This window comes from Afifella sp. YEN Y35, assembly GCF_047553465.1.
Classification (GTDB): Bacteria; Pseudomonadota; Alphaproteobacteria; order Rhizobiales; family Afifellaceae; genus Afifella; species Afifella aestuarii.
The window spans coordinates 1,684,738-1,708,014 of sequence record NZ_CP180203.1; the positions used below are offsets into that span (position 1 = coordinate 1,684,738).

Here is a 23,277-nt window from a genome sequence, read left to right on the forward strand (position 1 = left end):
ACCCATGACACACGTTCTTGCCGTCATATCGGCAGGCGACCTCACGACCCAGGCCGCGTTGGCGGCCGAGGCCCTGCGCAAGGCGGCCGACAATCTGGGCCATCGCATCGACATCGAGGTGCGCTCCGACCTCGGCATCCGCAATTCGATTTCGAGTAAGGCTGCAAGTGACGCCGCCGCCCTTCTCCTGGTCGGCCCCGGTGAGCATGAGGAAAGCCGTTTCGGCGCGCTGCAGCAAAGCACCGCGACCATCGAGGCGGTCCTGGAGGATGCAGACGGCGTCCTCGCTCAGGCCGTTCAAGACGCTGGTGCCGCCACGGATGCGGCGCCGGCCGCGTCATCCGGTGGACAGAAGCACATCGTCGCCATCACCTCCTGCCCGACCGGCATCGCCCATACCTTCATGGCGGCCGAAGGCGTGCAGAAGGGCGCCGAAGCGCTCGGCTATTCGGCGCGCGTGGAGACGCAAGGCTCGGTCGGCTCGCAGAACAAGCTGACCGACGAGGAAATCGCAAAGGCCGACCTCGTCATCATCGCTGCCGACACGCAGGTGGATTTGAGCCGCTTCGCCGGCAAGCCCGTTTTCCTCTCAGGCACGAAACCCGCCATCAACAACGGCAAGGCGCTGGTTGAACGGGCTTTCAAGGAAGCCGAGATCCAGGGCGGCAGCCAGGGTCTCGCCGATCGCGTCGCCGCCGGCAAGGCGGAACGTGCGGCCTCCCGCACGGGCCCCTACAAGCACCTGATGACCGGCGTCTCATACATGCTGCCCTTCGTCGTGGCGGGCGGCTTGCTGATCGCGGTCGCCTTCGCGATCGGCGGCATCTACGCCTACGAGAACGAAGGCACGCTCGCCTACAATCTCTTCCAGATCGGCGCCAAGGGCGGCTTCGCACTGATGGTCCCGGCCCTTGCCGGCTATATCGCCTATTCGATCGCCGACCGGCCCGGCATCACGCCCGGCATGATCGGCGGCCTTCTGGCCGCCAATGTCGGCGCCGGCTTCCTGGGCGGCATCGTCGCCGGTTTCATCGCCGGCTACGGCACCGATTTCATGAATCGCCACATCAAGTTGCACAAGAATCTGGAAGGCTTGAAGCCGGTTCTCATTCTGCCGCTCCTCGGCACGCTCCTGACCGGCCTGTTGATGATGTACGTGATCGGCACGCCCGTCGCCGAAACCATGACCTTCCTGACCAACTGGCTGAAGTCGATGCAGGGCTCGAGCGCCATCATGCTCGGCCTCATCATCGGAGCGATGATGGGCTTCGACCTCGGCGGCCCCGTCAACAAGGCGGCCTACACCTTCTCCACCGGTCTGATCGCCAGCCAGGTGTACACGCCGATGGCGGCCGCAATGGCCGCGGGCATGGTGCCGCCGCTCGCCGTGGCGCTTGCGACGAAGATCTTCGCCGACCGCTTCACCGCGGACGAGCGGGAAGCCGGCAATGCCGCAGCCGTGCTCGGCATCGCCTTCATCACGGAGGGCGCCATCCCGTTCGCGGCTCGCGATCCTCTACGGGTGATCCCCGCCATGATGGTGGGTGCTGCCACGACAGGCGCCATCTCGATGGCGATCGGTGCGGAGCTCAAGGTTCCGCATGGCGGCATCTTCGTCCTGCCGATCCCGAACGCCGTCACCCATCTCGGCGGCTACATCGTGGCGCTCCTGGTCGGCACGGTGGTGAGCGCGGTGCTCCTGCGACTTCTCAAGAAGCCGATAGCGGCTACTGCGCCGGCTCTGGCACCCGCTGAATAAGCCTGCGGAGCTTGCCCTCCCCCCGCAAGAACCCAGGCAGAGGCCGGCGCTAAAAACGCCGGCCTCATCGCGTTGAAAGGCACGTTTTGGCGAGCATGGACGGGGCTTCGCGCGGCACCAGAACGACCGCATTGGCCACACGAAACTTCGTCACGAAAAGCTCGATTTCGCTTGCTAAAGTCGCTTGTAGTAGATATTGTAGTTTTACTACATAAGCCGATCGCTCGGCCGGAGAACCCAGACTATCCCGGTGTCCCTCAGCGAACGGCACAGCCATCCCTGCTCTCTCGGGTTCCGCCCTTGGGGCAGCGCGCAGAAAACCGGCATTCCTGGAAGGGCCAGAGCCATGACATCCGATACGCTCCCCAGCCTCGACGCTCTCATCGCTCCCGTGAAGGAGGCCCAACGGGTCTATGCGGGTTACTCCCAGGAGAAGGTCGACCGGATCTTTCGAGCCGCCGCACTTGCGGCCAACAACGCCCGCATCAAGCTTGCCAAGCTCGCCGTCGAAGAGACCGGCATGGGCGTGATGGAAGACAAGGTGGTCAAGAACCACTTCGCGTCGGAGTACATCTACAACAAGTACAAGGACGAGAAGACCTGCGGCATCCTCTCCGAGGAGCCGGAGTACGGCACGCTGACGATCGCCGAGCCGATCGGCCTCATCTGCGGCATCGTCCCGACGACCAACCCGACGTCGACCGCCATCTTCAAGGCGCTCATCAGCCTGAAGACGCGGAACGGCATCATCTTCTCGCCGCATCCGCGCGCGCGCCACGCGACCTGCGAGGCCGCCCGCATCGTGCTCGAAGCGGCGGTCGCCGCCGGAGCGCCTGAGAACATCATCGGCTGGCTCGAGGAACCGACGGTCGAACTCTCGAACGCGCTCATGCGCCACAAGGACATCAACCTCATTCTTGCAACCGGTGGGCCGGGCATGGTCAAGGCGGCCTATTCTTCCGGCAAGCCGGCAATCGGCGTCGGCGCCGGCAACACGCCGGCCGTCATCGACGAATTCGCCGACATCAAGCGCGCCGTCGCCTCCATTCTCATGTCGAAGACTTTCGACAACGGCGTCATCTGCGCCTCGGAGCAATCGGCGATTGTCGTCGATCAGGTCTATGACGCGGTGCGCGCACGATTTTCCAAGCACGGCGGCTACATCCTCTCCCCCGACGAGACGGACGCGGTCCGCCATGTCATCATGCCGAACGGCACGCTGAATGCCCGTGTCGTCGGCCAGTCGGCCGCCGCCATCGCGGAGATGGCCGGGTTTTCGGTGCCGCCCTTCACCAAGGTTCTGATCGGCGAAGTGAGCGAAGTGAGCGAGACAGAGGTCTTCGCTCACGAAAAGCTGTCACCGACGCTCGCGCTCTACCGAGCGAAGGATTTCGGCCATGCCTGCGATATCGCGGCGGAGCTCGTCGCGCTCGGCGGCATCGGCCATACCTCGGTCCTCTACACCGAGCAGGATCAGCAGGAAGAGCGCATCCGCCAATTCGGCGACCGCATGAAAACGGCGCGCATCCTGATCAACTCACCGTCTTCGCAGGGCGGGATCGGCGACCTCTACAATTTCCGGCTGGCTCCGTCGCTGACACTCGGCTGCGGCTCCTGGGGCGGCAATTCGATCTCCGAAAATGTCGGCCCCCAGCACCTCATGAACAAGAAAACCGTGGCGAAGCGAGCGGAAAACATGCTCTGGCACAAACTTCCGAAATCCATCTACTTCCGCCGTGGCAGCCTGCCTTTCGCGCTCGAAGAGTTGCGGGGACACAAGCGCTGCCTGATCGTCACGGACAAGTTCCTGTTCGAAAGCGGCGCCGTCAGCGAAACCATCAGCCTCCTCAAGAATCTCGGTCTCGAGGTCGAGGTCTTCTACGAGGTCAACGCCGATCCGACGCTCGAGACGGTGCGCAAGGCCACCTCTCTCGCCAATGCCTTCAAGCCGGACGTGATCCTGGCGCAGGGCGGCGGTTCGCCGATGGATGCGGCGAAAATCATGTGGGTGATGTACGAGCACCCCGACGTCGCCTTTGAAGAACTCGCGCTGCGCTTCATGGATATCCGCAAGCGCATCTACAAATTCCCGAAAATGGGCCTGAAAGCGCAGTTCGTCGCGGTGCCGACCACCTCGGGCACGGGCTCTGAAGTCACCCCGTTTGCCGTCGTCACCGACGAGAAAACCGGCATCAAATACCCGATCGCCGATTACGAGCTCACGCCGAACATGGCGATCGTCGACCCCAACCTCGTCATGACCATGCCGAAATCGCTGACGGCGGCCGGCGGCATCGATGCGGTGACGCATGCGCTCGAATCCTACGTCTCGGTGCTGGCGAACGAATATAGCGACGGCCAGGGGCTGCAGGCCCTCAAGCTCCTGAAAGACTACCTGCCGTCGGCCTACCGCAAAGGTCACGAAGATCCGAAGGCGCGCGAGCAGGTGCACAATGCAGCAACGATCGCCGGCATCGCCTTCGCCAATGCCTTCCTCGGCGTCTGCCATTCCATGGCGCACAAGATCGGCGCGGAATTCCATATTCCGCACGGCATCGCCAATGCGCTCCTGATCTCGAATGTCATCCGCTACAACTCGGCCGACATTCCGACCAAGCAGACGGCCTTCAGCCAGTACGACCGTCCGAAAGGCGTCGCACGCTATGCGCAGATCGCCCGCCATCTCGGCCTTTCCGGCGAGCGCGACCACGAGCGGGTGCAGAGCCTTATCGCCTGGGTGGACGAGCTGAAAGAAGCGCTGGAAATCCCGGAGAGCATCCAGGCTTTCGGCGTCAAGGAAGCGGATTTCCTCGACAAGGTGGACAGCCTCGCAGAGGCGGCCTTCGACGACCAGTGCACGACCGCAAATCCGCGCTTTCCGCTCGTCAGCGAGCTGAAGCAGCTCCTTCTCGACAGCTACTACGGCCGGGCCTGGGTCGAGCCGTCGCTCGAAGCCGAAGACCAGACGCAGGCTTCCTCCCCAGCCTCTCTTGCCGCCGAATGACGGCGCATTGGCGGGTCCGCTCTCACCCCTCCTCCCGAAGAGAGCGGACCCGCCAGATCAACTCCGGCGCCAACCAATTCCAAGATTTGTCGCCGGAGACAGAAGGAACGAGACGATGAGCAAGAGCTTGATGTGGACCGCCAAAGACGCGCGAGGCCTCACGGTTCAGTGCCTCTTCAACGAAGACGCCCGCAGCTATGAGATGACCGTCTCAGGCCAGTCCGCCTGGACCTGCCGCAGCGAGACCTTTCTGGCGAGCAGCGAGCCCGTTTTCGGCATGGATCCGGACGACCAGGCGCTGTCGGTGCAGGTCGCAGACCGGCTCATGCACGATGTCGCACGCGCGCTCGGCGACTTCTGACACCACGTGCCGACGGCTTTGCATATCCTGTCGTCAGTCCCGCAGCCCGCCGTTTTCCTTCAAGAGCGCTTTGCTGCGCTCCACGCGCTCATGCAGGGTCCGTCCCTTGCGCAGCGCCACGCAGATGGAGAGTGCATCTCCCAAAACGAGGTGACTGATGCGGGAGGTGAGCGGCGAATAGACGTCGTATTCCTCCGCGACGTCGGTCAGAAGGCTCACCGTCGCGAGGCGGGCCAGCGGAGAATCGGAGCGGGTCAGCGCCACGACATCGGCGCCGACCGTCAGCGCATTCTGCACGCTGTCCAGGATATCGCGCGTGCGCCCGGAATTCGACACGGCCACGACCGCATCACCCGGGCCGAGCGCGAGCGACGAAATGAAGTAAACGTGCGGATCGCTGTAGGCAACGGTCGGCATTCCGAGCCGAAAGAAGCGGCGCTGAACGTCCTCCGCGATGGTGCCGGAATTGCCCGAGCCATAGAATTCGATGCGCCGCGCAGACGCCAGGATGTCCGCGGCCTTGTCGAGCATCGAGGCAGAGAGATTGTTGCGCACGCCGATCAGCGTGTTGATGGTGCGATCGAAGACTTTTCCGGCGATGCCGCTGGCGCCGTCGTCGGGCAGCACATCCTGATCGAGAAACGGCATCCCGCCGGCGATATCCTGCGCCAGTTTGATCTTGAACTCGCGAAATCCCTTGCAGCCGAGCGCGGAACAGAAGCGTGCCACCGTCGGCTCGCTCACCTCCGAGCGGCGCGCCACTTCGGCCATCGACAGATTGATGACCTCGCCAGGATGCGAGAGCACGAAGTCCGCAAGCTTGCGCTCAGACGGTCGGATCTGATCCTTGACCGAGGTGATTCTTCCCAACATTTCCGCCCTCTTTTGTTGCGTCAGGCGGCGAAAGCGATCATCCGTGACGGGGGCCAACACAGACAAGCCCTGCGTGGTACGCATGACAGCATGCTACACACCGCAAATCCGACCCGGACTAAGACTAACGTTCTGACGAATTTGTATTTTTACCCTTGGGGAAAATTCGAGCGAGATACGATTCTCGCTCATTTTCCCTTCAACCATACCCATTTGTGTAGTAAAACTACAGAAAGTCAACGGTTCGTGAAACGGATCCAATCCAACCGGCGGAACCATCAGAAATATGATAGGTTCACGCCACAGCGCCCTTTTCACAAGGAGTGACAATGAACGCCATAGTGATGTCCTCTCGCGTCGATCTCAACGACTTCCCGACGACGAACGACCCGTGGCGTGGCTTCAAGCCCGGCGCGTGGCAGCACGAAGTCAACCTCCGCGACTTCATCCTCGACAATATCACGCCTTACGAGGGCGATGCCTCCTTCCTCAGCGGCTCGACCAAACGGACGAAGGCCCTCTGGGACAAGGTTGCCGAACTCCTGAAAGCGGAACGCGCCTCCAAGGGCGGCGTTCTCGACGCCGACACCGAGGTGGTCTCCTCCATCACCTCGCATGGCGCGGGCTACATCGACCGCGATCTGGAAGTCGTTTTCGGACTGCAGACCGACAAGCCGCTGAAACGCGGGATCATGCCGTTCGGCGGCTGGCGCATGGTCGTAAAGGGCCTGGAAGCCTATGGCTTTACGCCTTCGCCCAAGCTCAAAGAGGTGTTTCCGAGCCTCCGCAAGACGCACAATGACGGCGTTTTCGACGTTTACACCGATGAAATCCTGCGCTGCCGCAAGTCCGGTCTCATCACCGGTCTCCCCGACGCCTACGGGCGCGGCCGCATCATCGGCGACTACAGGCGCGTCGCCCTTTACGGTGTCGACCGCCTCATCGCCGACAAGCAGGAGCAGATGACCTCGCTGGAGGTGAGCCCGCTCGACGCCGAAATTCTCCAGCTGCGCGAGGAGATCGCCGAGCAGATCAAGGCCCTCAACGAACTCAAGGAGATGGGGGCGGTCTACGGCTTCGATCTTTCACAGCCGGCAACCAATGCGCGCGAAGCGGTGCAGTGGACGTATTTTGCCTATCTGGCGGTCGTGAAAGAAGCCAATGGCGCGGCCATGTCGCTTGGCCGAGTATCGAGCTTCCTCGATATCTATATCCAGCGCGACCTCGCCGAAGGCACCCTCACGGAAGCCGAGGCACAGGAACTCATCGACCAGTTCGTCATCAAGCTGCGTCTCGTCCGCTTCCTGCGCACTCCGGAATATGACGCCCTCTTTTCCGGCGACCCGACCTGGGTCACGGAAGTTCTCGGCGGCATGGCTCTCGACGGTTCGACGCTCGTCACGCGCACGAGCTTCCGCATGCTGCAGACGCTGCACAACCTCGGGCCCGCGCCAGAGCCCAATCTCACGGTCCTCTGGTCGGAGAAGCTGCCCAAGGGCTTCAAGGAATTCTGCGCCGAGACGTCCATCAAGACGTGCTCGCTGCAATACGAGAACGACGATCTGATGCGGCCGTATTACGGCGATGATTACGGCATTGCATGCTGTGTCTCGGCCATGCAGATCGGCAAGCAGATGCAGTTCTTCGGCGCCCGCGCGAACCTCGCAAAGGCCCTGCTCTACGCCATCAATGGTGGCCGCGACGAGAAGTCCGGCGTGCAGGTCGTGCCGGCTTTCGCGCCCGTCACGGCCGACGTGCTCGACTACGACACGGTCGTGGAGAAGTTTCTGCCCATGATCGAATGGCTGGCGCGGGTCTATGTCAACGCGCTCAACGCCATCCACTACATGCACGACAAGTACATGTATGAACGCCTCGAGATGGCGCTGCACGACCGCGACGTACTTCGCACCATGGCCTGCGGCATTGCCGGTCTTTCCGTGGTGGCGGACAGTCTGTCGGCCATCAAGCACGCCAAGGTGAAGGTCATCCGCGACGAGCGCGGGCTTGCCACCGACTTCGAAATCGACGGCGAATATCCGATGTTCGGCAACAACGATGCACGCGTCGACGACATCGCCTCCTGGGTCGTCAAAACCTTCATGGACATTCTGCGCCAGCAGAAGGCCTATCGCGGAGCGACGCCGACGCAGTCGGTTCTAACCATCACCTCCAATGTGGTCTACGGCAAAAAGACGGGGTCGACGCCCGACGGCCGCAAGGCTGGCGAGCCTTTCGCACCGGGCGCCAATCCGATGCACGGCCGCGACAGCAAGGGCGCCCTCGCCTCCATGGCGAGCGTCGCGAAGCTGCCGTACGAACATGCCCAGGACGGCATTTCCTATACCTTCACGATCGTCCCATCCGCACTCGGACCGACCGAGGACGAGCGGACGGAAAATCTGGTCGGGATGCTCGACGGCTACGTGGCGGCCGGCGGTCACCACATGAACGTCAACGTCTTCGACAAGGAGACGCTTCTGCACGCGATGGATCATCCGGAGCTCTATCCGCAGCTCACCATCCGCGTGTCGGGCTATGCCGTGAACTTCATCAAGCTGACCAGGGAGCAGCAGCTTGACGTCATCAGCCGCACGTTCCACCAGCGCCACTGATCTCGTTCAGGAGGTGACGCAGAGCGAAGCACCCGAGGCCGCAACGACGCCTTGCGTCAAGGGTTGGGTGCATTCGCTCGAAACGGGCGGCACGCTCGACGGGCCGGGCCTGCGTTACGTGCTGTTTCTTTCCGGCTGCCCTTTGCGCTGCTGCTACTGCCACAACCCCGACACGTGGCACATGCGCAAGGGGAAGCTGCAGAGTTCAGACGACATCGCGGCGGAGATTGCCTCCTTCGCGCCCTTCCTGAAGCGCGGGCGTGGCGGCGTCACCTTGACGGGTGGCGAACCGCTTGTGCAGCCTGAATTCTGCCGGGCGATCCTGCGGGCATCGAAAGAGCTCGGCCTGCACACGGCGCTCGACACATCCGGCTTTCTCGGTGCGCGCGCCGATGACGCGTTCCTGGAGGATGTCGACCTCGTTCTCCTCGACATCAAGGCGTTCTCGGAAGCCACCTATCGCAATGTGACCGGCGTGCGGCTACGCCCGACGCTCGATTTCGCCGAACGGCTCTCCGCCATGAAGAAGCCCGTGTGGCTTCGCTACGTCCTCGTGCCGGACTTCACCGACAATACGGCAGAGATCGAAGCCCTCGCCCGCTATGTGGCCGATCTCAAGAATGTCGAGCGGGTCGACGTCCTGCCCTATCACGACCTCGGCGCCTACAAATGGCCCCGCCTGGACAAGGCCTATCGTCTGGCAGGCACACAGCCACCGAAGCTCGAAGAGACGGAGCGGGTGCGCAACATTTTCCGGGCTCGGGGTCTTCTCGCGACATAGAGGGGCTGAGAGCGGCGCATTGTTTGCCAGGCGTCTCGCTTTGACGGCGGCGATCACCGCCAAGCCGCCCGAGATCTGACAATCATTCTGCTCATCTTCGCGTGAGGCTCGTGCTCGGGCATTCCCCGACCTCGCCCCCGACGATTTCGCGTGTGCATTCACCCGGCTCAAGCTCGAACCGGGTACACAATCTCATCGACCACAAAAAAGCCCTCCCGCCGATCTCCGGCGGGAGGGCAAAGTCATTCGGGTGCTTGCGTTGCTGACCTTAGTAGGGCAGCGGCACCAGGCTGAAGAAGCCGATCGACAACAGATAGTTCACCGTGAGGGTCATGGTGGCAATCGTCGTGGCCGGCGGATCAAAGTGGGTATCGCCATGATCGTGGAAAAGCCGGGCGAAGAACTCGCCGAGCAGCGCCCCGATCACGCCAACGACTGCCGCCCACAGCAGGCTACCCGACCCCGCAGCCGCCAAAGCAGCCGGCAGAGCGATGTGGTGGGTGACCGGAACGGAAACGCCGAACTGGAGGAAGATCAACGAGGCCGCGGAGATACCGAAGGCGAGGAAGCATCCAGCGCCACCGTAGAGGTCTCCGAGGTATCCGCCGAAGATGCCGACACCCAGGCCGATCACGACGAGCTGGCCGAGCGTGCTCTGGAAGGGCAGCCAGCGATCGGCTTCTCCCGGGTTCCAGCGCGTCGTGCCCTCTTTGGGCGTTCCGAACAGGCCAGCCTTGCCGAACATGAGGCGGGTAACGATGGCGCTGATGACGACCGTCAGAGCGACCGTATCCGTCCAGGCCAGCCCTTCGCCGAAAGCCGGCACCAGAGCGAGATAATACTGGACGATGTAACCGAAGATACCGAATGCGCCGCCGACGAGAAGCACATCCGGCGCCTTAAGACCCATCATCCCGGCAAGGATGTTCTTGCCCGAGTCGAACTTGCCGCGGCGCGCGGCATAGGCCGCTGCAGCAACACCTGAGGCAAAGCCGCCGACATGGGGTCCGAAGACGCCAAACGGCAGACCGAAGAAGTCGGTCGCCTCCGGCGCAACACCGAGCTGCACCGCCACACCAATCATCACGAGGAAGCCAACCATCTCGAACGCCGGCAAGGCGCCGATGGCAGCTCCAAATATCCCCCCGCCAAATGCGGCAATTATTCCTAGGACCGTCATTTTGCCCTCCAAGAGGTCGTCACTGTTTCACAAGATCCAAGCCTTGGCCAAAAGTCGAAGCACGAATGAAGCTGCCGCCACTTGCCATACCGAGCTCCATAAGATGTACTTTGCTTCTCAATCCCCCGCCGGCCTGCAGTTTTTGGGAAAACCTTTCCCGCTCCGCCGTTTCCGGCAGATTTCGTTGTTTCAGATTCCGATTTCGCTTCCGAGCTTTGAGGCGGAAGCCTCCACACACCATCCGCTTACGCCGATGGCGTCGCGGCGGCCACCCGCGGCCAGCCCTCGCGTTGAGGGCTGGCAACGGTTGCAAGACGGTTCAGCGACCGGGCGCCTTTGTGCCCCAGCCCCGGTCGCGAAGCCCTTCAGCGGGCGAATACGATGCCGTTCTCGCATGCATTTTCGCAGTCTTGTCTAGAGCGAGAACGCCCCAACGAGCGCACAGCGGCGAACACGCGTGAAGGTGCGCACGGTCGCAATGCCCTCGCCGGTCCGCCCAGCGATGGTGAAGCCCGTATGACCCTCGCCGCCGATACCGATACCGGCATAGGAGGGAGCGTTCTTGACGTAGATCGTCGTGTTGATCGCCCTGCCGAACTCGCTCATGTGATAGACGTCGGAGGAATGGATGATGGCCGAGTGACGGTTGCCGCCCTCGAGCTCCACGGCGACATCCACCGCTTCCTTGAAGTTGCCGACGCGCACGACGCCGAGAACCGGGATCATCAGCTCGTGGACCACGAACGGATGCTTCCGGTCGGTCTCCACGATGATGGCGCGGATGTCGTCACCCGCATCAATGCCGAGCTCGCGGAGGATGACGTTGGCGTTCTGGCCGATCATCTTCGGCGCACCACCCGTCCGCTTTTCATTGAGCACGATGCGCTCGAGCTCCGGCAGACGGTCTGCACCGAGAACGACGGCGTTGTCGCAACGGCCGAAGGCTGCCATGAGGTTATCGGCAATGCCGGAGGTCGCGATGACTTCCTTCTCGGCGATGCACGGCAGGTTGTTGTCGAAGGAATGACCGGCGATGATTTCGCGGGCGGCCTTCGCCGGATCGGCGCTGTTGTCGACCACGACCGGAGGGTTGCCCGCAGCGGCGCCGATCACGCGCTTGCCGCTCGTCATCGCTTCACTCACGACGCCGGTGCCACCCGTGATGCACAAGATCGCAATCTTCGGATGACGCATCAGGCCCTGAACCACCTTGAGATCGACGGCGCTCGTCGTCACGCAGGTGTTGGCTGGGCCGCCCGCCTTCTCCACGGCCTCGTTGATGAGGTCGATGCAGTGCAGCGAGGTCTTCAGGGCACGCGGATGCGGCGCAAAATACACCGTATTGCCGGCGCCAAGCATGCTGATGGCATTGTTGAGCAGCGTCGCCGTCGGGTTGGTCGTCGGCGTGACGGCGAGGATCGTGCCGAAGGGTGCCGGCTCCTCCGTCGACAGGCCGAAATCACCGACCATGGCGTTGGTCGGCAGACCTTCCACACCCGGGGTCTTTTCAGCCACCGCCAGGTGCTTCTTCACCTTGTCTTCGACGCGGCCCATGCGGCTTTCGGAAACGGCCATCTGAGCCAGTTCCTGCGCATGTTCGATCGTCACTTCCCGCAACGCGTCGACGATCGCCTTGCGCTTGGCAAGGCTGACGCGACGGTATTCCGCATTGGCACGCTCGACGGCAAGGATGGCATCGTCCGCATTCGCAAAGACGCCACGTTGCCCGGTCGTGACCGGCTGCGGCCGGAAAGCGGAGCTGTCAGCATCCGGCCGTCCACCCATCTCACCGAGAACCCGGCGAACGATCTCGCTGATTGTGTTGTCTTCTACAGCCATAGCGTGTCTTTTCCTTTCACAGAATTCTCACAGCGCCGCGACCATCGCGCGGGCCACATCGATATCTTCCTCGACGGATCCACCACTCACGCCCACCGCACCGACGACGCGGCCGCCACGCTCGAGAGGCAGCCCTCCGCCAACCAGCGTGAAGTTCGGAATGTTGCTGTCGATGCCGAACAGCGGACCGCCGGGTTGCGATAGTTTCGCGATCTCATGGGTCGGCGAGCGCACGGCAGCGGCCGTATAGGCTTTGTGCGGCGCAAGCTTCAGGCTCACGCCCAGCGAGCCCTTCATGCGGCGCAGCTCGATCAGATCGCCGGCCGCGTCGACGACGACCAGCACCATCGGCACGGAAATGGCGTCCGCGCGGGCAATGCCGGCTTCCACCAGGCGATCGCAATCTGACAGGCAGAGTTCCGTCATCGTCCCCTCCTCAGGTTCGGCCTTGGCTTTCTTCATCTGCTTGGTGACTTCGCGAACGACCGCACGCTGCTCGTCGATGCGCGCCGCCATATAAAGATAGTCAGATAAGCGATTGAAATATTTGAAGAGAACCGGATTGATCTCTTCTTCCCGGCCGAGGGCGATGAGACGGCGCTCGCCGCGGCGCACGAAGGTGCGGGCCATGTCGAGGGCTGCCGCCGCCTGTGTGCCGCCAGGCGTCACGAAGCCCTTCTGGGGGACACGCTCTTCCTGGTAGGCGTCGATCAGTTTCTCCAGATGTTCCACCTGGTGCGGCTCGACGCGGTACACTTTGCCTTTGCGCGGCTTGTCGGGGTCAAAGCCGGAGGCGACCTCTGCCATCACGTCGATCAGCTCGCGCTGCAGGCAATGGAGGTCGCTGCGCAGCTCGTCATCTTCACAGGCGGCGCGCCCGAGGCCCATCGCCGAGGTGGCCTCATCGAGGGTCCCGTAGACTTCCACCCGCAGGCTGTCCTTGGAGACACGCAGGCCGCCGAGAAGCGAGGTTTCGCCCTTGTCTCCGCCTTTTGTGTAGACGCTCATGACCGCACATCCACCGTGTCGACGATGCCGACGACGGCCGCGTCGACGGGGCTTGGTTTATCCAGCTTGACGCGCGCAGCGCCGCCAGTGACGTAGAGAACCGTGTCGCTGCCGCCAGCGCCGACGAGATCGATCGCGACGATCCGGGAGCCGTCCGAGAGTTCCAGGACGAGGAGCTTGTAGCCAACGAGCGCATCGTCCTTGCGCGTGGCGACGACAGTTCCGATTACGGTTGCAAGTTGCATTTCAGTCGTCCTTTCACTGTCACGCGGCAACGAGCTTGAGATGCAGGCGCTCGACAGCATCGCGGGCCTGGGCCGTCAAAGCCTGCCCCGGCGCGAGGCTGATTGAAGAACCAGGCGCAAGGCCCAGAAGCTCATTGGCGGTCACAAATTTCGAGGTTGGCGTCACCGCGTTCGATACCCCAGCGGCGATCGTGGCCGAATGCTGCGGAACAACGGCAGGCGCCTCCGTCACGTGGCGCGACGTCACGAGGTGGCGCTCCATCCGCATCAAGAAATCTTGCTTGTCGACCATCTCCGCGCCGAAGGCGGCGAGCCGCGCGAGGTATTCCTGCAGAAGCGACCAGAGAACGGGCGAACCGTCCGGCTTTGACCCCATGACCTCGCCGCGCTTGTCGGCAGGATCGGCACCGTTGCGAATGGCAATGACCGGCTTGCCCGCAAGCAGGCCCCCCAGAAAGAGCGTCGTTGCCGGGGAATCCATGAGTCCGAGGGCAAGACGACCGGCAAGGTTCATCGTCAGGCACGGCACGAGGAGCAGGTCGCACTCCTTGATGAGCTCCGGCACGTCGAGCCAGGGATCGTACGGGAGGATCGTCTTTGCGCCCTCCTGGCGAACCAGATCTTCGGTCAGGACATGCTGCGCACCCGGCGTCATCAGCACTTTGAGCTCGTGCTTGGAGGCGCTCAGGCGGCGGATGCCTTCGCGCGCGGCGTAAAAGCCACTCGCAGCCCCGCTCAGCAGCATGACGACGCGCCGCGGCGAGGTGTCGAGCGTCTCGCCCTCGAGCTGCGCCATCACCCTGGCGACGACCATGTCGACGATTGCCTCGTCCATCGCCCTCTCCCTTCAGCCTCCTCAGCGCGGAATGATGAGCGTGCACATCTGGCCGGTCCGGATGCCGGCCGCATTCGCCTCGTCCGTGTCGACGTGCAGTTCGGTGCGCCAGCCCGCCTTCACGCGCACAAAGATGCCGTGCAGCGTCGTGGGCTTCGGACCGTCGACCCGCAGATCGAGAAGGTCACCGGCCTTGACGCGAAGTTCGCGGGCAACATCATCGCTGAGGTGAATGTGGCGCCGCGCCTGGAAGGCACCGCCGCCCTTGCCGCCCGGCAAGCGCACGGTGCCCCGCGGCCCGACGAGGGTGACGGGCTGCGTGCCCTCTTCGCTGCCTTCGGTGCGCACCGGCAGCTTCAGGCCGATGTTGGTGGCATCCGTCTGCGCCAGTTCGACCTGCGAGAACGCCCGGGTCGGGCCGAGAACGCGAACCTTTTCGATCGCCCGCTTCGGACCGACGACGATCAGCTGCTCTTTCGCGGCGAAATAGCCCTTCTGATAAAGCTCGTTGTAGACCTGCAGGTCGTAGCCTTCACCGAAGAGCACCTTCACGTGTTCGTCGCAGAGATGGATGTGGCGGACGGAGACGCCGGTGTAGACCGGCAGTTCCAGATTGCCGTTGCGAATGACCGGCTTCGTCGGCACTTCGCTCTGGGCAGCCTCAGGCTTGGGCGGCGCCACCTCGGTCTTGGCCGCAGCCGGTGGTGCACTCGCCGTCGTCTTAGCCGCGCCCGCTCCCGCTTGCGAAAGACGCCGGACCACTTCTTTGGTGACCCCTTCGATCGTTTCGGCGGTGATTTCCATCGAGTTACTCCTCAGTCGCGCCTTCGGCGCGGTCTTCTTCGTCCGTTCCAATCGTCGGCGACCCGGTCTTCACCGACCGTCAGTATTTTCTTCTGGAGCGCCGTCCCTTGCGGGGCCGGCCATTTGAGGCCGCGTGCTCACCGGTCGCATTCGTCTCGCCCGTCTCGCCATCCGAGGTGTCATCAGCGTCTTCATCACCTGCTTCGTCGGACGCTTCATCGTTGCTATCGGCCGCTGCCTCGGACGGGGCTTCCTCTTGCGGGGCTGCATCGGCTGCGGCGGACGTCTCGACCTCGGGGGCTTCTTCAGCAACCGGCGCGGTCACCTCCGAAGCCTTGGGTTGGTCGTCTTCGGCGTCGCTTTCGCCATCGGCGCTGTCCTCGGAACCGGCGGCTTCGGAGCTCGCCTCTTCCGGCGCAGCTTCAGAGGCCGCGGGCTCTGCCGCCGGCGTCGCAGAAGCAGCCTCGCTTGGCGCCTCCGACTTCGGCTTGCCGCCGGCCTGCAGGATCAGGCTTTCGAGCGTGTCGTGCGGGCGCGGAATGATCAGCTGACCATCGATCCGCCCGACCTTGGCACCAGCGGCCGTTCCCGCCGCCACCGCGGCGCGGATCGCACCGACGTCTCCAGCGAGCTTGATGGTGATACGTCCACCGCCTTTCGCGGTCTCGGAGCCGAGCAGCACGACATTGGCGGATTTCACCGCCGCGTCCGCCGCTGCGATCGCAGTCGGCAGGCCAATGGCCTCGATCAATCCCAGAGCCTTCAGCGCCATTGTGTTCCTCGTTCTTTGATGATCGCCACGACGATCTTGACGATCTTGCGTATGTCGGCCTCGCTCAGAGCAAGCTCGGGGGAGGCCTCGCCGGCCGGCCGTCTTGCTGTCTCAGCCGCTTGTTGATTTGTGCAGTTGCGCCCGGCACCGCCTTCGGCGCGCGCCTGGCTTTGTGTCGGGACGCCCCCGCCGTTGCCGTCCCGAAGGGCGGCGGCAGTCTTAGCCGGAACGGATGCAGCCGATTGTGCTGCGGCGCGTCGTTCGGAGGCCGGCCGAACGCGCTCGTCGACATCCTCGACCGCGTCTTCGAAAAGCAGCGGAAGGCGCGCCACCATGCGGGCGGCATTGGCGCCGGCCCGGCGACACACGGCTTCGGCTTTGCCTTCATACGGGATCGTCAGCACCGGCTTTTGCGGAGGCATGTGCCGTTCGTGCAGAACGATCGCGTCAGTGCCGATCGCGACACCGATATCGATCCGCGAACTGATCGCGGCCGCATACGCCGCATCCACGACATCACCGGCAGCCGCCTCGGCCAGCTTGGTCGGGACGCCTTCTTCCTCAGCGCCGATCAACACCCATTCGTAAAGCGACGGCGTTGCTCCGCGGACGACCGCGACGTTGATGGTGGGACGTTCGGACTTCTCGGCCATAGCTCAGACCGCTCCCTGACGCCGCGCATGGCTGAGGACGAGGCCGGTCGCCACGGCATTCACCGGGCCGAGAGCGCCGCGGATATTGGCGGTGCCGATCACCGTGCCGTAATGGGCGAGCTGATCGGTCAGCATCCGAGCGACTTCGAAGTCGAGCCCCGAACCGCCAACGACGGCGACGAACTGGATCTCACGGATGTTGCCGGCCGGCGCGACCGCGGAGAGTGCCCGCATGGCATTGCGCACGAAGACGCGGCGTTTGGCCTCGCGGCGCACCTCGCGGATGCGGTCCAGCGTGTGGTGCGTCGGGATCGGCGAGAGCCCGTCCGGGGTGATCAGGGCGACACGGCCGAAGAGCTTCGGATCGAGCGGCTCCTCGAAGAAGCGCACGGTGTTGTCCTCGTGGCGGACGTGGAACAGACTTTCCACACGCACCAGCGGGAAGCGCTTGATCTGCTCGGCGACATCCGTCTCGTTGCCTCCCGGCAGATCGAGCTCACGCTGGATGAGGAGCGTCACCATATCGCCGGCGCCGGCAAGATGGACCGAGCGCACGTCACGATCCTTTTCGAGGATGGCGGCGTCGGTCGAGCCGGCACCGAGGTCGAGGATCGCCAAAGGCGTGTCGAGACCCGGCGTGGTGAGCGTGCCGAGGATCGCCATATTCGCCTCGACACCACCGAGCTGCACCTGGATGCCGAGCTCTTTGTGCAGACCTTCGGCAAGCTGCTCCATCAGAAGCTTGTCAGTGTTGACCATGGCCGCAAGCCCAACGGCATTCTCCATCGAGAATTCCTGGGCGAGGCCACCCGAAACCCGCTGCGGCACGAGGCAATCGACCGCCAGCACGTCGCGGATATGCACCTCCGACGCCGGCTTCTTCGTCATGTTGCTCATGGTCTGGCGCACACGCGCCACCATGCCGCCGACATTGGTGCCGGATTCGCCTTCCACATCCTTGAGCGGAAAGGCCTGGGCGAGCGCATCCATGATCGCGTCAGCGCCGGAATCCATCGGCGCGTCGACCGTGCGCCGCTCGCCGATCAGCTTCAGAGAGCCGGCCGGGATGTGCCGCGTCTGAACGTCGCCGGCGGGGGTGCGGATGACCACGGCCGAGCGCAGGCCGATGAGGGCCTTGGCGATCGGAATGATCATCGTCGTTTCTTGCGGCGTCAGCTTGAAGAGCGTCGCAATGCCGTACGGATTGCTGAGCTGCTGGATCGCCTGGCCATGATCGGCCACTTCGACAGCCGCGAGCATGCCGAGCGGCACCTGATCGATGAGCTTCACCTCATCGACGATCGGCAACTTCTTCGGAAGGCGGTTGGCGATCAGAACGCCGTCGTCGCCCTGCACGATCGCAGCCGTCACGTCGACGCCGCGCTCGAGGGCCGCCGCCAGCATCTGTGCGGCGCGGGTGAAATCGTAGGTCTTCGGGACGACGGCGATGATCGCCTCGTCTTTCGGGGCTGTCTCAAGCTCACTGATGTCGTGCGTGACGCCGACACCGATGCCGAGCCCGCCGGGAGAATTCGGATTGTGACCGATCATCGAGGATTCGGTGATGATCGTCTCGGTGATCGTTTCCATGGCGATATCGCCGATCACCGGGGTCGCTTCATTCAGAAGAACGAGGTCGATGTCGCCCAGAGCGAGCCCAGCCTGCTGCACAGCCGTCTCGAGCGCCCGCACCACACCCGGCACGTTCGCCAGGGTGCCTTTGATGCCCGTCGTCGGCATGCGGCTGGAGGCCAGGAAATTCGGCACTCCACCTGGTGCGCCCAATTCGGCGAGGGCAACTTCCGTGGTCGAGTTTCCGATATCGACGCCCGCGACCTTCATTTTTCTTCCAATAGGTTTGCTTTGAGGAAGGTGCGAAACGGCGGGCCAATTGGGGGTACACCCGCCGTTTCGCAGAGAACCAAACTCCAAGGGGGAGCAACGTGCAGGAGTTTGGTCGGTCCGTTTTCGTCAGTCCTTACGGAGGACGTCGCGACGCTCGTAAACGTCGGCCGCCTCACGAACGAAGTCCGCGCAAATGTTTGCGTTGAACTTGCTTTCCAACTCGTCCGCGATCGCCAGCAGTTCGGCTTTCGTCGAACGGTTCGGACGCAGAGCGTTGTACATCTGCAGGATCCGGTCGTCGGGAACCCGGGTCATCTCGGCAGCGCGCCGAAGGTTCGCCGCAAACTGCGGGCGACCGACGCTCTCACCAATCTGAGCCTGGTATTCCAGAGTATCAGCCGTGATGCGGATGTCGTTCGGGCCGATCTTGCCGTTGAGCACATCCTCAAGAGTGATGTCCTCGAGCGACTTGCCGCCTGGCGTCTTGACCAGCTCGGGGCGATGCTTGGCGAGCGGATAGTCCTTCGTGTGGTCGAGCTTTCCGCTTGCCGATGCTTTGCTGGGGGCAGCGGCGGAACCGCCGTTGCCCAGCTCCGCGAGCACTTCGCGAACAATGGAGTTGATCAGGTCTTGCTGTGACATTGTTTTTCTCCCTGTCCGCTCAGCTGAACTTCACTTCCAGATCGACCGGCTTCGCATTGCGATCGACGAAGCTGGTTTCACGGATGTGGAGGACCGCTGCGATGGCCTGGTATTTCGGCCGGGCCATCTGGTCGTTCTTCTGGCGCACGGGATCGGGCGTCTCGCCCTTCGCGTAGCGCGCAGCGTTGCGGCCGATTGAGCGGTAGGTTTCAAGGTCGAGCACCGGCGCCTGCGGGAACAGCTCCAGGTTCTGGAGCGGGAACAGGTCTCGCTGGTGGATGACCGAAGTGCCCCGCGACTGGATGCCGATGGCGATGCCCGAACCGGCGAGCTTCGCACCGACATTGCCGGCGAAAGCGACGTCGGAGGTGTGCTTGACCCGGATGACGCGTCCCTTGCAGCCCTCTTCCTCGATGCCGGCGAGAATTTCGCGCAACACCTTGGCGTGGGGGATGCCAGTGATCGTCTGTTCCTTCAGCTTGTCGCCGAAGGCCGGGGCAAGAGCCACGACGACTTCGTTCGGCTCCGTACCCTGCTTGGCAGAGCCGACCTCACGCAGTGTCATCTTGGCGGCGGAGTTGTCGACCGGTGCAAAGGCGGAAACCGGAGTGCTTTTCGCACTCTTGTCTTCCGCCAGCTGCATCTGGGCCAGGACTTCCCGAACCGCGTCACGGACAGCTGCTTCTGTGATCTGTGCCATTTCTGTCTATCTCCTGACCGCGGCTTAGAGATCTTCAGGCCGAATGGCCTGACGGATCGTCTGCAACTGTTTCCAGCGCTCGCCTTCGGCCCGATATCCAGTGCCAGGGCCCTGGTAATCGTTCAGGTCATTGACGGCAGCGATCGGGTTGAAGTCGGTGTCGAAGATCGTCGAAGTGTGCAGGTAGTCGCCCGCCACGCGCTGCTTCTGGATGGACAGAACGGAGTTCGCCACATCCGCAAAGCCTTGCTTGGCAAGAGCCTTGATCACATCGAGACCGGTGATGCCCCGCTTCAGGATGTCCTGCGCAGCCTTGGTGTCCCGCACCTTATCGCGCGGCGGCATGTCGTCGCTCGAATGGGCGTAGGTCGCGGCTTCGACTTCCTCGTCGGTGATCGCCGGCAGACCGAGTTCCGTGAAGACAGCCTGCATGGCGCGGGCGGCCTTGTTGCGGACTTCCACGATCTTCTCTTCCGAACTCGGGACGAGACCAGCATCGACCTTGAGGTCGCGCTGAATGATCAGCCAATCGTCAATGTCGTCGATGTCGACATTGGAACCGGCGAACATGTTGTCCTTGTTCGGCGTGGCCGAATAGCCAGAGGTGATGAAGTCGGTTCCCGGAAGGAACTGCATCAGCAGGCGGGCCGTCCGACGCATGTCGGAATGCGAGAAGGTCTGGTCGTTGCCCGACGCGTTCTCGAGGTCGAGGCACGCCGTGACGAGGTTCTCACCGAGGACAGCACGGATACCACCCGGGACGCCGGCCGGAACGCCGATGCACGAGATGGAGCCGTTCTGCAGGCCCTGCACGCCGGCCGCCTTGGTCAGCATGATGCACTTGATCTCCAAGTACAGCATCGACTTGCCTTCGGCGTAACCCATCTGCACTTCCGAACCGGTACCGGAGGTGAAGCGCATCTTGATGCCGCGTGAGGCGTAGGCAGAGGCCAGGAAGCCCTTCGACCACGGCGTGTCGTCGCCGTCGATGAACACCCGCTCCGTGCCGTAGACCGAGACCGTTTCCGCATAGGCGGTCAGACCGCGCATGCCGAGCTCGAGCTCGATCGATTCCTCCAGAGAGTCCTGCCAGAGGACGCCCGGACGGCCGACCTGGCCACCGATCAGAAGCGCAAGCGCGTTGAACGGGCCATAGTTGAACACCGCAACGGTCGTCTCGATCTCGGCGAAGCCGTAGCAGGTCGCCTCGGCCGCGTCGGCCGCCATCAGGACGGGATTGTCCTGGGTGTTGGTCACGTGAGCCTGGTTCGCCGGGGTGCGGCGGGCACGCATTTTCTGCACACCCATCATCATCTCGACGACGTTGAGCTCGTCGATCACCGCTGCGATCTTGGCAGGCGTGAGACCCGAGAAGACGCGAACGACCTTCTCGCGCGGCACGTTGATGTCGACGATCATCCTGGCGATATCAACAGCCGACATCGCCATCATCTCTTCGGCGACCTTGGTGTTGATGCCATATTTGGCGATGAAGAGCTCGTTGAAGTCGAACTCGTCACGCGTGCGACCGTCCATCTCGACGATCACACCGTCCTTGATTTTGATGCTCGGCTTCGGATCGTTCGGGCTGCCCATGGCAATCATGCCGACTTCGGGCCATTCCGTCACATACCCGTCTTGGTTGACGGGCCGCTTCTCCAGAGCCTCAAATCTTTTATGCCTTTTGGCCATACTTTTATTCCTCGCTAAGGCTGGCTCTCGATCAGATGTACGGAGTTCCGTCCGTCTTCGGCTCCGAGCCAAGCGTTCCGAGGAGCTTCACGCCGATCTCGCGCGCCGTGACGACCGCCTGGCGGACCGCGCCGGCATCACCGCTGAAGAAGCCGATGACCTCGTTCGAGAAAGACGTGCCCTTGGCCGGCGAAGAAATGCCCAGAAGATCGACGTCTGCCGACTTCACAGCGGCATCGACCATCTCGACACCGATACCGGCGGGAGCACCGACGCAAAGACCGAACGCGCGCCCGATCGGGGCACCGAAGGCCTTATTGCAGGCGTAGCTGGCACGTGCCGTGTACTGCAGCTCGATGTGGCCGGCGTCATTCGCATAGACGTCGCCGAACGTGCGCTGCAGATCCTTAAGGGCAACCTCGATGCCACGACGGGCATCAGACACCTCTTCGGCGCCGAGGATGATCAGGGAGCCGTGGCCCGCCCCACCCTTCGTGTCGCGAGCAAGCTCGATCGAGATGACTTCGGTGTTGGTGGCCTTCACGGCCTCGTCGACGGCGAGGATGTGGGGGCCGGCGCCCGTGCGTGAGCTCAGGATGCCGATCGAGCGGTACTTCGGATCGTAGCCCAGCATTTCGTGCAGCTTCGGATCGAGATTGGCGATCACGATGCCGATCGAATCGCCCACCGCAGTCCCGACGAATTCCGTCAGGCCGGGATGCTTGGTGGCGGGCTGCGACGCAGCCGGAGCAGCCGGAGCAGCACCGGCGTTGCCGCCGATCTTCTGCATCACCTGCTGCACCATCTGGTCGAGGAGTTTATCGTCCATGGCGTGTCATCCTTTAATGACTAGTGCGTACAGATCAGCTGGCGGCGCCCGGAAGCTTCGGCAGCAGCTTTTCCGTATCCATGTGCGGCCGCGGAATGACGTGGACCGAAACCACCTCACCGACGCGCTGGGCCGCAGCGGCACCGGCATCGGTGGCGGCCTTCACGGCGCCGACATCGCCACGGACCATGACGGTCACGAGACCAGAGCCGATCTTCTCCGTGCCAATCAGCGTGACGTTGGCCGCTTTGACCATCGCGTCGGCCGCCTCGACCATCGCGACAAGACCCTTCGTCTCCAGCAGGCCAAGGGCTTCACCCGGTGTATTTGCCATGTTGCTTCACTCCTCTGTGTTAGAAGCGCTGTGGTGAACCAGTCCCAGGGCAAGAAGACGTTGGCGCAATTCCTCAATGCCGGTGCCTTCAACCGCAGAGACGGGGTAGATGTCCCCACGCACCCCGGCATCGCGAAGCAGCCGTGAGGCATGAGCGATGTCGGCGTCGGGACGATCAATCTTTGTGACCAGGCCGATGACGGTCTGGGAAAACATCAGGAAGAACCCAGGCGGAAAGCTGGAGCGCGCCCGCGTCGCATCCTGGATCACCAGGAGCACGGCCGCGTCGTTCGCCGTCGTGATCAGATGGTTCCGGAACATCCCCATCTCGGAATATTCCCCGGGGGTGTCGATGCCCCAGCCGGCGTAGTCGACCATCTGGGTCTTGCGCGCAGCCTCGCCCGCACCCTCAAGAGCGCGCAGCAGGGTCGTCTTGCCGAAACCGACGGAGCCGAGCACCATGAAGCGACGCTCGGAGGGAGTTTCCGCTGCAGCCATTGCTACTC

General features: G+C 63.2%; 21 protein-coding genes. 5 read left to right on the forward strand and 16 right to left on the reverse strand.

The genetic code is table 11. From position 1 onward, the window contains the following. Nucleotides 1-4 precede the first annotated feature (4 nt). From ACK8CP_RS08005 to ACK8CP_RS08015, 3 genes are all read left to right on the forward strand, one after another. Nucleotides 5-1,759, forward strand: a complete 1,755-nt coding sequence (locus tag ACK8CP_RS08005; protein WP_414833911.1) for a PTS fructose transporter subunit IIC — start codon at nucleotides 5-7, stop codon at nucleotides 1,757-1,759. A gap of 346 nt (nucleotides 1,760-2,105) precedes the next feature. Next, nucleotides 2,106-4,763 carry a bifunctional acetaldehyde-CoA/alcohol dehydrogenase gene (gene adhE, locus ACK8CP_RS08010; RefSeq protein WP_414833912.1) on the forward strand — a complete coding sequence of 886 codons (2,658 nt, stop codon included), beginning with the start codon at nucleotides 2,106-2,108 and terminating at the stop codon, nucleotides 4,761-4,763. 115 nt (nucleotides 4,764-4,878) lie between these two features. Next, nucleotides 4,879-5,124, forward strand: coding sequence for a hypothetical protein (locus ACK8CP_RS08015; protein WP_414833913.1), 246 nt, complete (start codon nucleotides 4,879-4,881; stop codon nucleotides 5,122-5,124). Between the two features lie 33 nt (nucleotides 5,125-5,157). Here the strand turns inward: ACK8CP_RS08015 and ACK8CP_RS08020 are convergent, their stop codons facing one another. Beyond that, on the reverse strand, nucleotides 5,158-5,997 hold the full coding sequence (locus ACK8CP_RS08020) for a MurR/RpiR family transcriptional regulator (RefSeq protein WP_414833914.1): 840 nt from the start codon (nucleotides 5,995-5,997) through the stop codon (nucleotides 5,158-5,160). A 344-nt stretch (nucleotides 5,998-6,341) separates the two neighbouring features. Here ACK8CP_RS08020 and pflB point away from each other — a divergent pair, with 344 nt between their 5' ends. Beyond that, complete coding sequence (gene pflB, locus ACK8CP_RS08025; protein WP_414834216.1) at nucleotides 6,342-8,612, forward strand: formate C-acetyltransferase; 2,271 nt, start codon at nucleotides 6,342-6,344, stop codon at nucleotides 8,610-8,612. Beyond that, a complete protein-coding gene (gene pflA / locus ACK8CP_RS08030; protein WP_414833915.1) occupies nucleotides 8,575-9,393 on the forward strand; it encodes a pyruvate formate-lyase-activating protein in 819 nt (272 codons plus the stop codon). The genes pflB and pflA overlap by 38 nt, the downstream gene beginning before the upstream one ends. Before the next feature lie 268 nt (nucleotides 9,394-9,661). Here the strand turns inward: pflA and ACK8CP_RS08035 are convergent, their stop codons facing one another. From ACK8CP_RS08035 to ACK8CP_RS08105, 15 genes are all read right to left on the reverse strand, one after another. Further along, complete coding sequence (locus ACK8CP_RS08035) at nucleotides 9,662-10,495, reverse strand: permease (RefSeq protein ID WP_304504487.1); 834 nt, start codon at nucleotides 10,493-10,495, stop codon at nucleotides 9,662-9,664. A 492-nt stretch (nucleotides 10,496-10,987) separates the two neighbouring features. Next, nucleotides 10,988-12,412 carry an aldehyde dehydrogenase family protein gene (locus ACK8CP_RS08040; protein WP_414833916.1) on the reverse strand — a complete coding sequence of 475 codons (1,425 nt, stop codon included), beginning with the start codon at nucleotides 12,410-12,412 and terminating at the stop codon, nucleotides 10,988-10,990. Nucleotides 12,413-12,439: 27 nt separating this feature from the next. Then, the gene (locus tag ACK8CP_RS08045; protein ID WP_414833917.1) at nucleotides 12,440-13,420 is read right to left on the reverse strand and encodes a cob(I)yrinic acid a,c-diamide adenosyltransferase; all 981 of its coding nucleotides are present in this window, start codon (nucleotides 13,418-13,420) and stop codon (nucleotides 12,440-12,442) included. Then, nucleotides 13,417-13,665 (reverse strand): EutN/CcmL family microcompartment protein, encoded by a 249-nt coding sequence (locus ACK8CP_RS08050; protein ID WP_234627545.1) that lies wholly within the window; start codon nucleotides 13,663-13,665, stop codon nucleotides 13,417-13,419. The genes ACK8CP_RS08045 and ACK8CP_RS08050 overlap by 4 nt, the downstream gene beginning before the upstream one ends. A 19-nt stretch (nucleotides 13,666-13,684) precedes the next feature. After that, a complete protein-coding gene (locus tag ACK8CP_RS08055; RefSeq protein WP_414833918.1) occupies nucleotides 13,685-14,500 on the reverse strand; it encodes a flavoprotein in 816 nt (271 codons plus the stop codon). Nucleotides 14,501-14,521: 21 nt separating this feature from the next. After that, nucleotides 14,522-15,304, reverse strand: coding sequence for a PduL/EutD family phosphate acyltransferase (locus ACK8CP_RS08060; RefSeq protein ID WP_234627543.1), 783 nt, complete (start codon nucleotides 15,302-15,304; stop codon nucleotides 14,522-14,524). Nucleotides 15,305-15,383: 79 nt separating this feature from the next. Beyond that, nucleotides 15,384-16,076: a BMC domain-containing protein gene (locus ACK8CP_RS08065; RefSeq protein ID WP_414833919.1), complete on the reverse strand. Its 693-nt coding sequence runs from the start codon at nucleotides 16,074-16,076 to the stop codon at nucleotides 15,384-15,386. After that, entirely contained in the window at nucleotides 16,067-16,729 is a 663-nt protein-coding gene (locus ACK8CP_RS08070) for a glycerol dehydratase reactivase beta/small subunit family protein (protein ID WP_414833920.1), read from the reverse strand. The genes ACK8CP_RS08065 and ACK8CP_RS08070 overlap by 10 nt, the downstream gene beginning before the upstream one ends. A gap of 3 nt (nucleotides 16,730-16,732) precedes the next feature. Next, a complete protein-coding gene (locus ACK8CP_RS08075; RefSeq protein ID WP_234627540.1) occupies nucleotides 16,733-18,571 on the reverse strand; it encodes a diol dehydratase reactivase subunit alpha in 1,839 nt (612 codons plus the stop codon). 129 nt (nucleotides 18,572-18,700) lie between these two features. Next, nucleotides 18,701-19,216, reverse strand: coding sequence for a diol dehydratase small subunit (locus ACK8CP_RS08080; RefSeq protein WP_414833921.1), 516 nt, complete (start codon nucleotides 19,214-19,216; stop codon nucleotides 18,701-18,703). Nucleotides 19,217-19,235: 19 nt separating this feature from the next. Beyond that, complete coding sequence (locus ACK8CP_RS08085; protein ID WP_414833922.1) at nucleotides 19,236-19,916, reverse strand: propanediol/glycerol family dehydratase medium subunit; 681 nt, start codon at nucleotides 19,914-19,916, stop codon at nucleotides 19,236-19,238. A gap of 24 nt (nucleotides 19,917-19,940) precedes the next feature. After that, nucleotides 19,941-21,608, reverse strand: coding sequence for a propanediol/glycerol family dehydratase large subunit (locus tag ACK8CP_RS08090; RefSeq protein ID WP_414833923.1), 1,668 nt, complete (start codon nucleotides 21,606-21,608; stop codon nucleotides 19,941-19,943). A gap of 31 nt (nucleotides 21,609-21,639) precedes the next feature. Then, complete coding sequence (pduB, locus tag ACK8CP_RS08095; RefSeq protein ID WP_092814152.1) at nucleotides 21,640-22,437, reverse strand: propanediol utilization microcompartment protein PduB; 798 nt, start codon at nucleotides 22,435-22,437, stop codon at nucleotides 21,640-21,642. A gap of 34 nt (nucleotides 22,438-22,471) precedes the next feature. Further along, nucleotides 22,472-22,771, reverse strand: coding sequence for an ethanolamine utilization microcompartment protein EutM (gene eutM, locus ACK8CP_RS08100; RefSeq protein ID WP_234627537.1), 300 nt, complete (start codon nucleotides 22,769-22,771; stop codon nucleotides 22,472-22,474). A 6-nt stretch (nucleotides 22,772-22,777) separates the two neighbouring features. After that, nucleotides 22,778-23,269 carry a EutP/PduV family microcompartment system protein gene (locus ACK8CP_RS08105; protein WP_128293630.1) on the reverse strand — a complete coding sequence of 164 codons (492 nt, stop codon included), beginning with the start codon at nucleotides 23,267-23,269 and terminating at the stop codon, nucleotides 22,778-22,780. Nucleotides 23,270-23,277 lie beyond the last annotated feature (8 nt).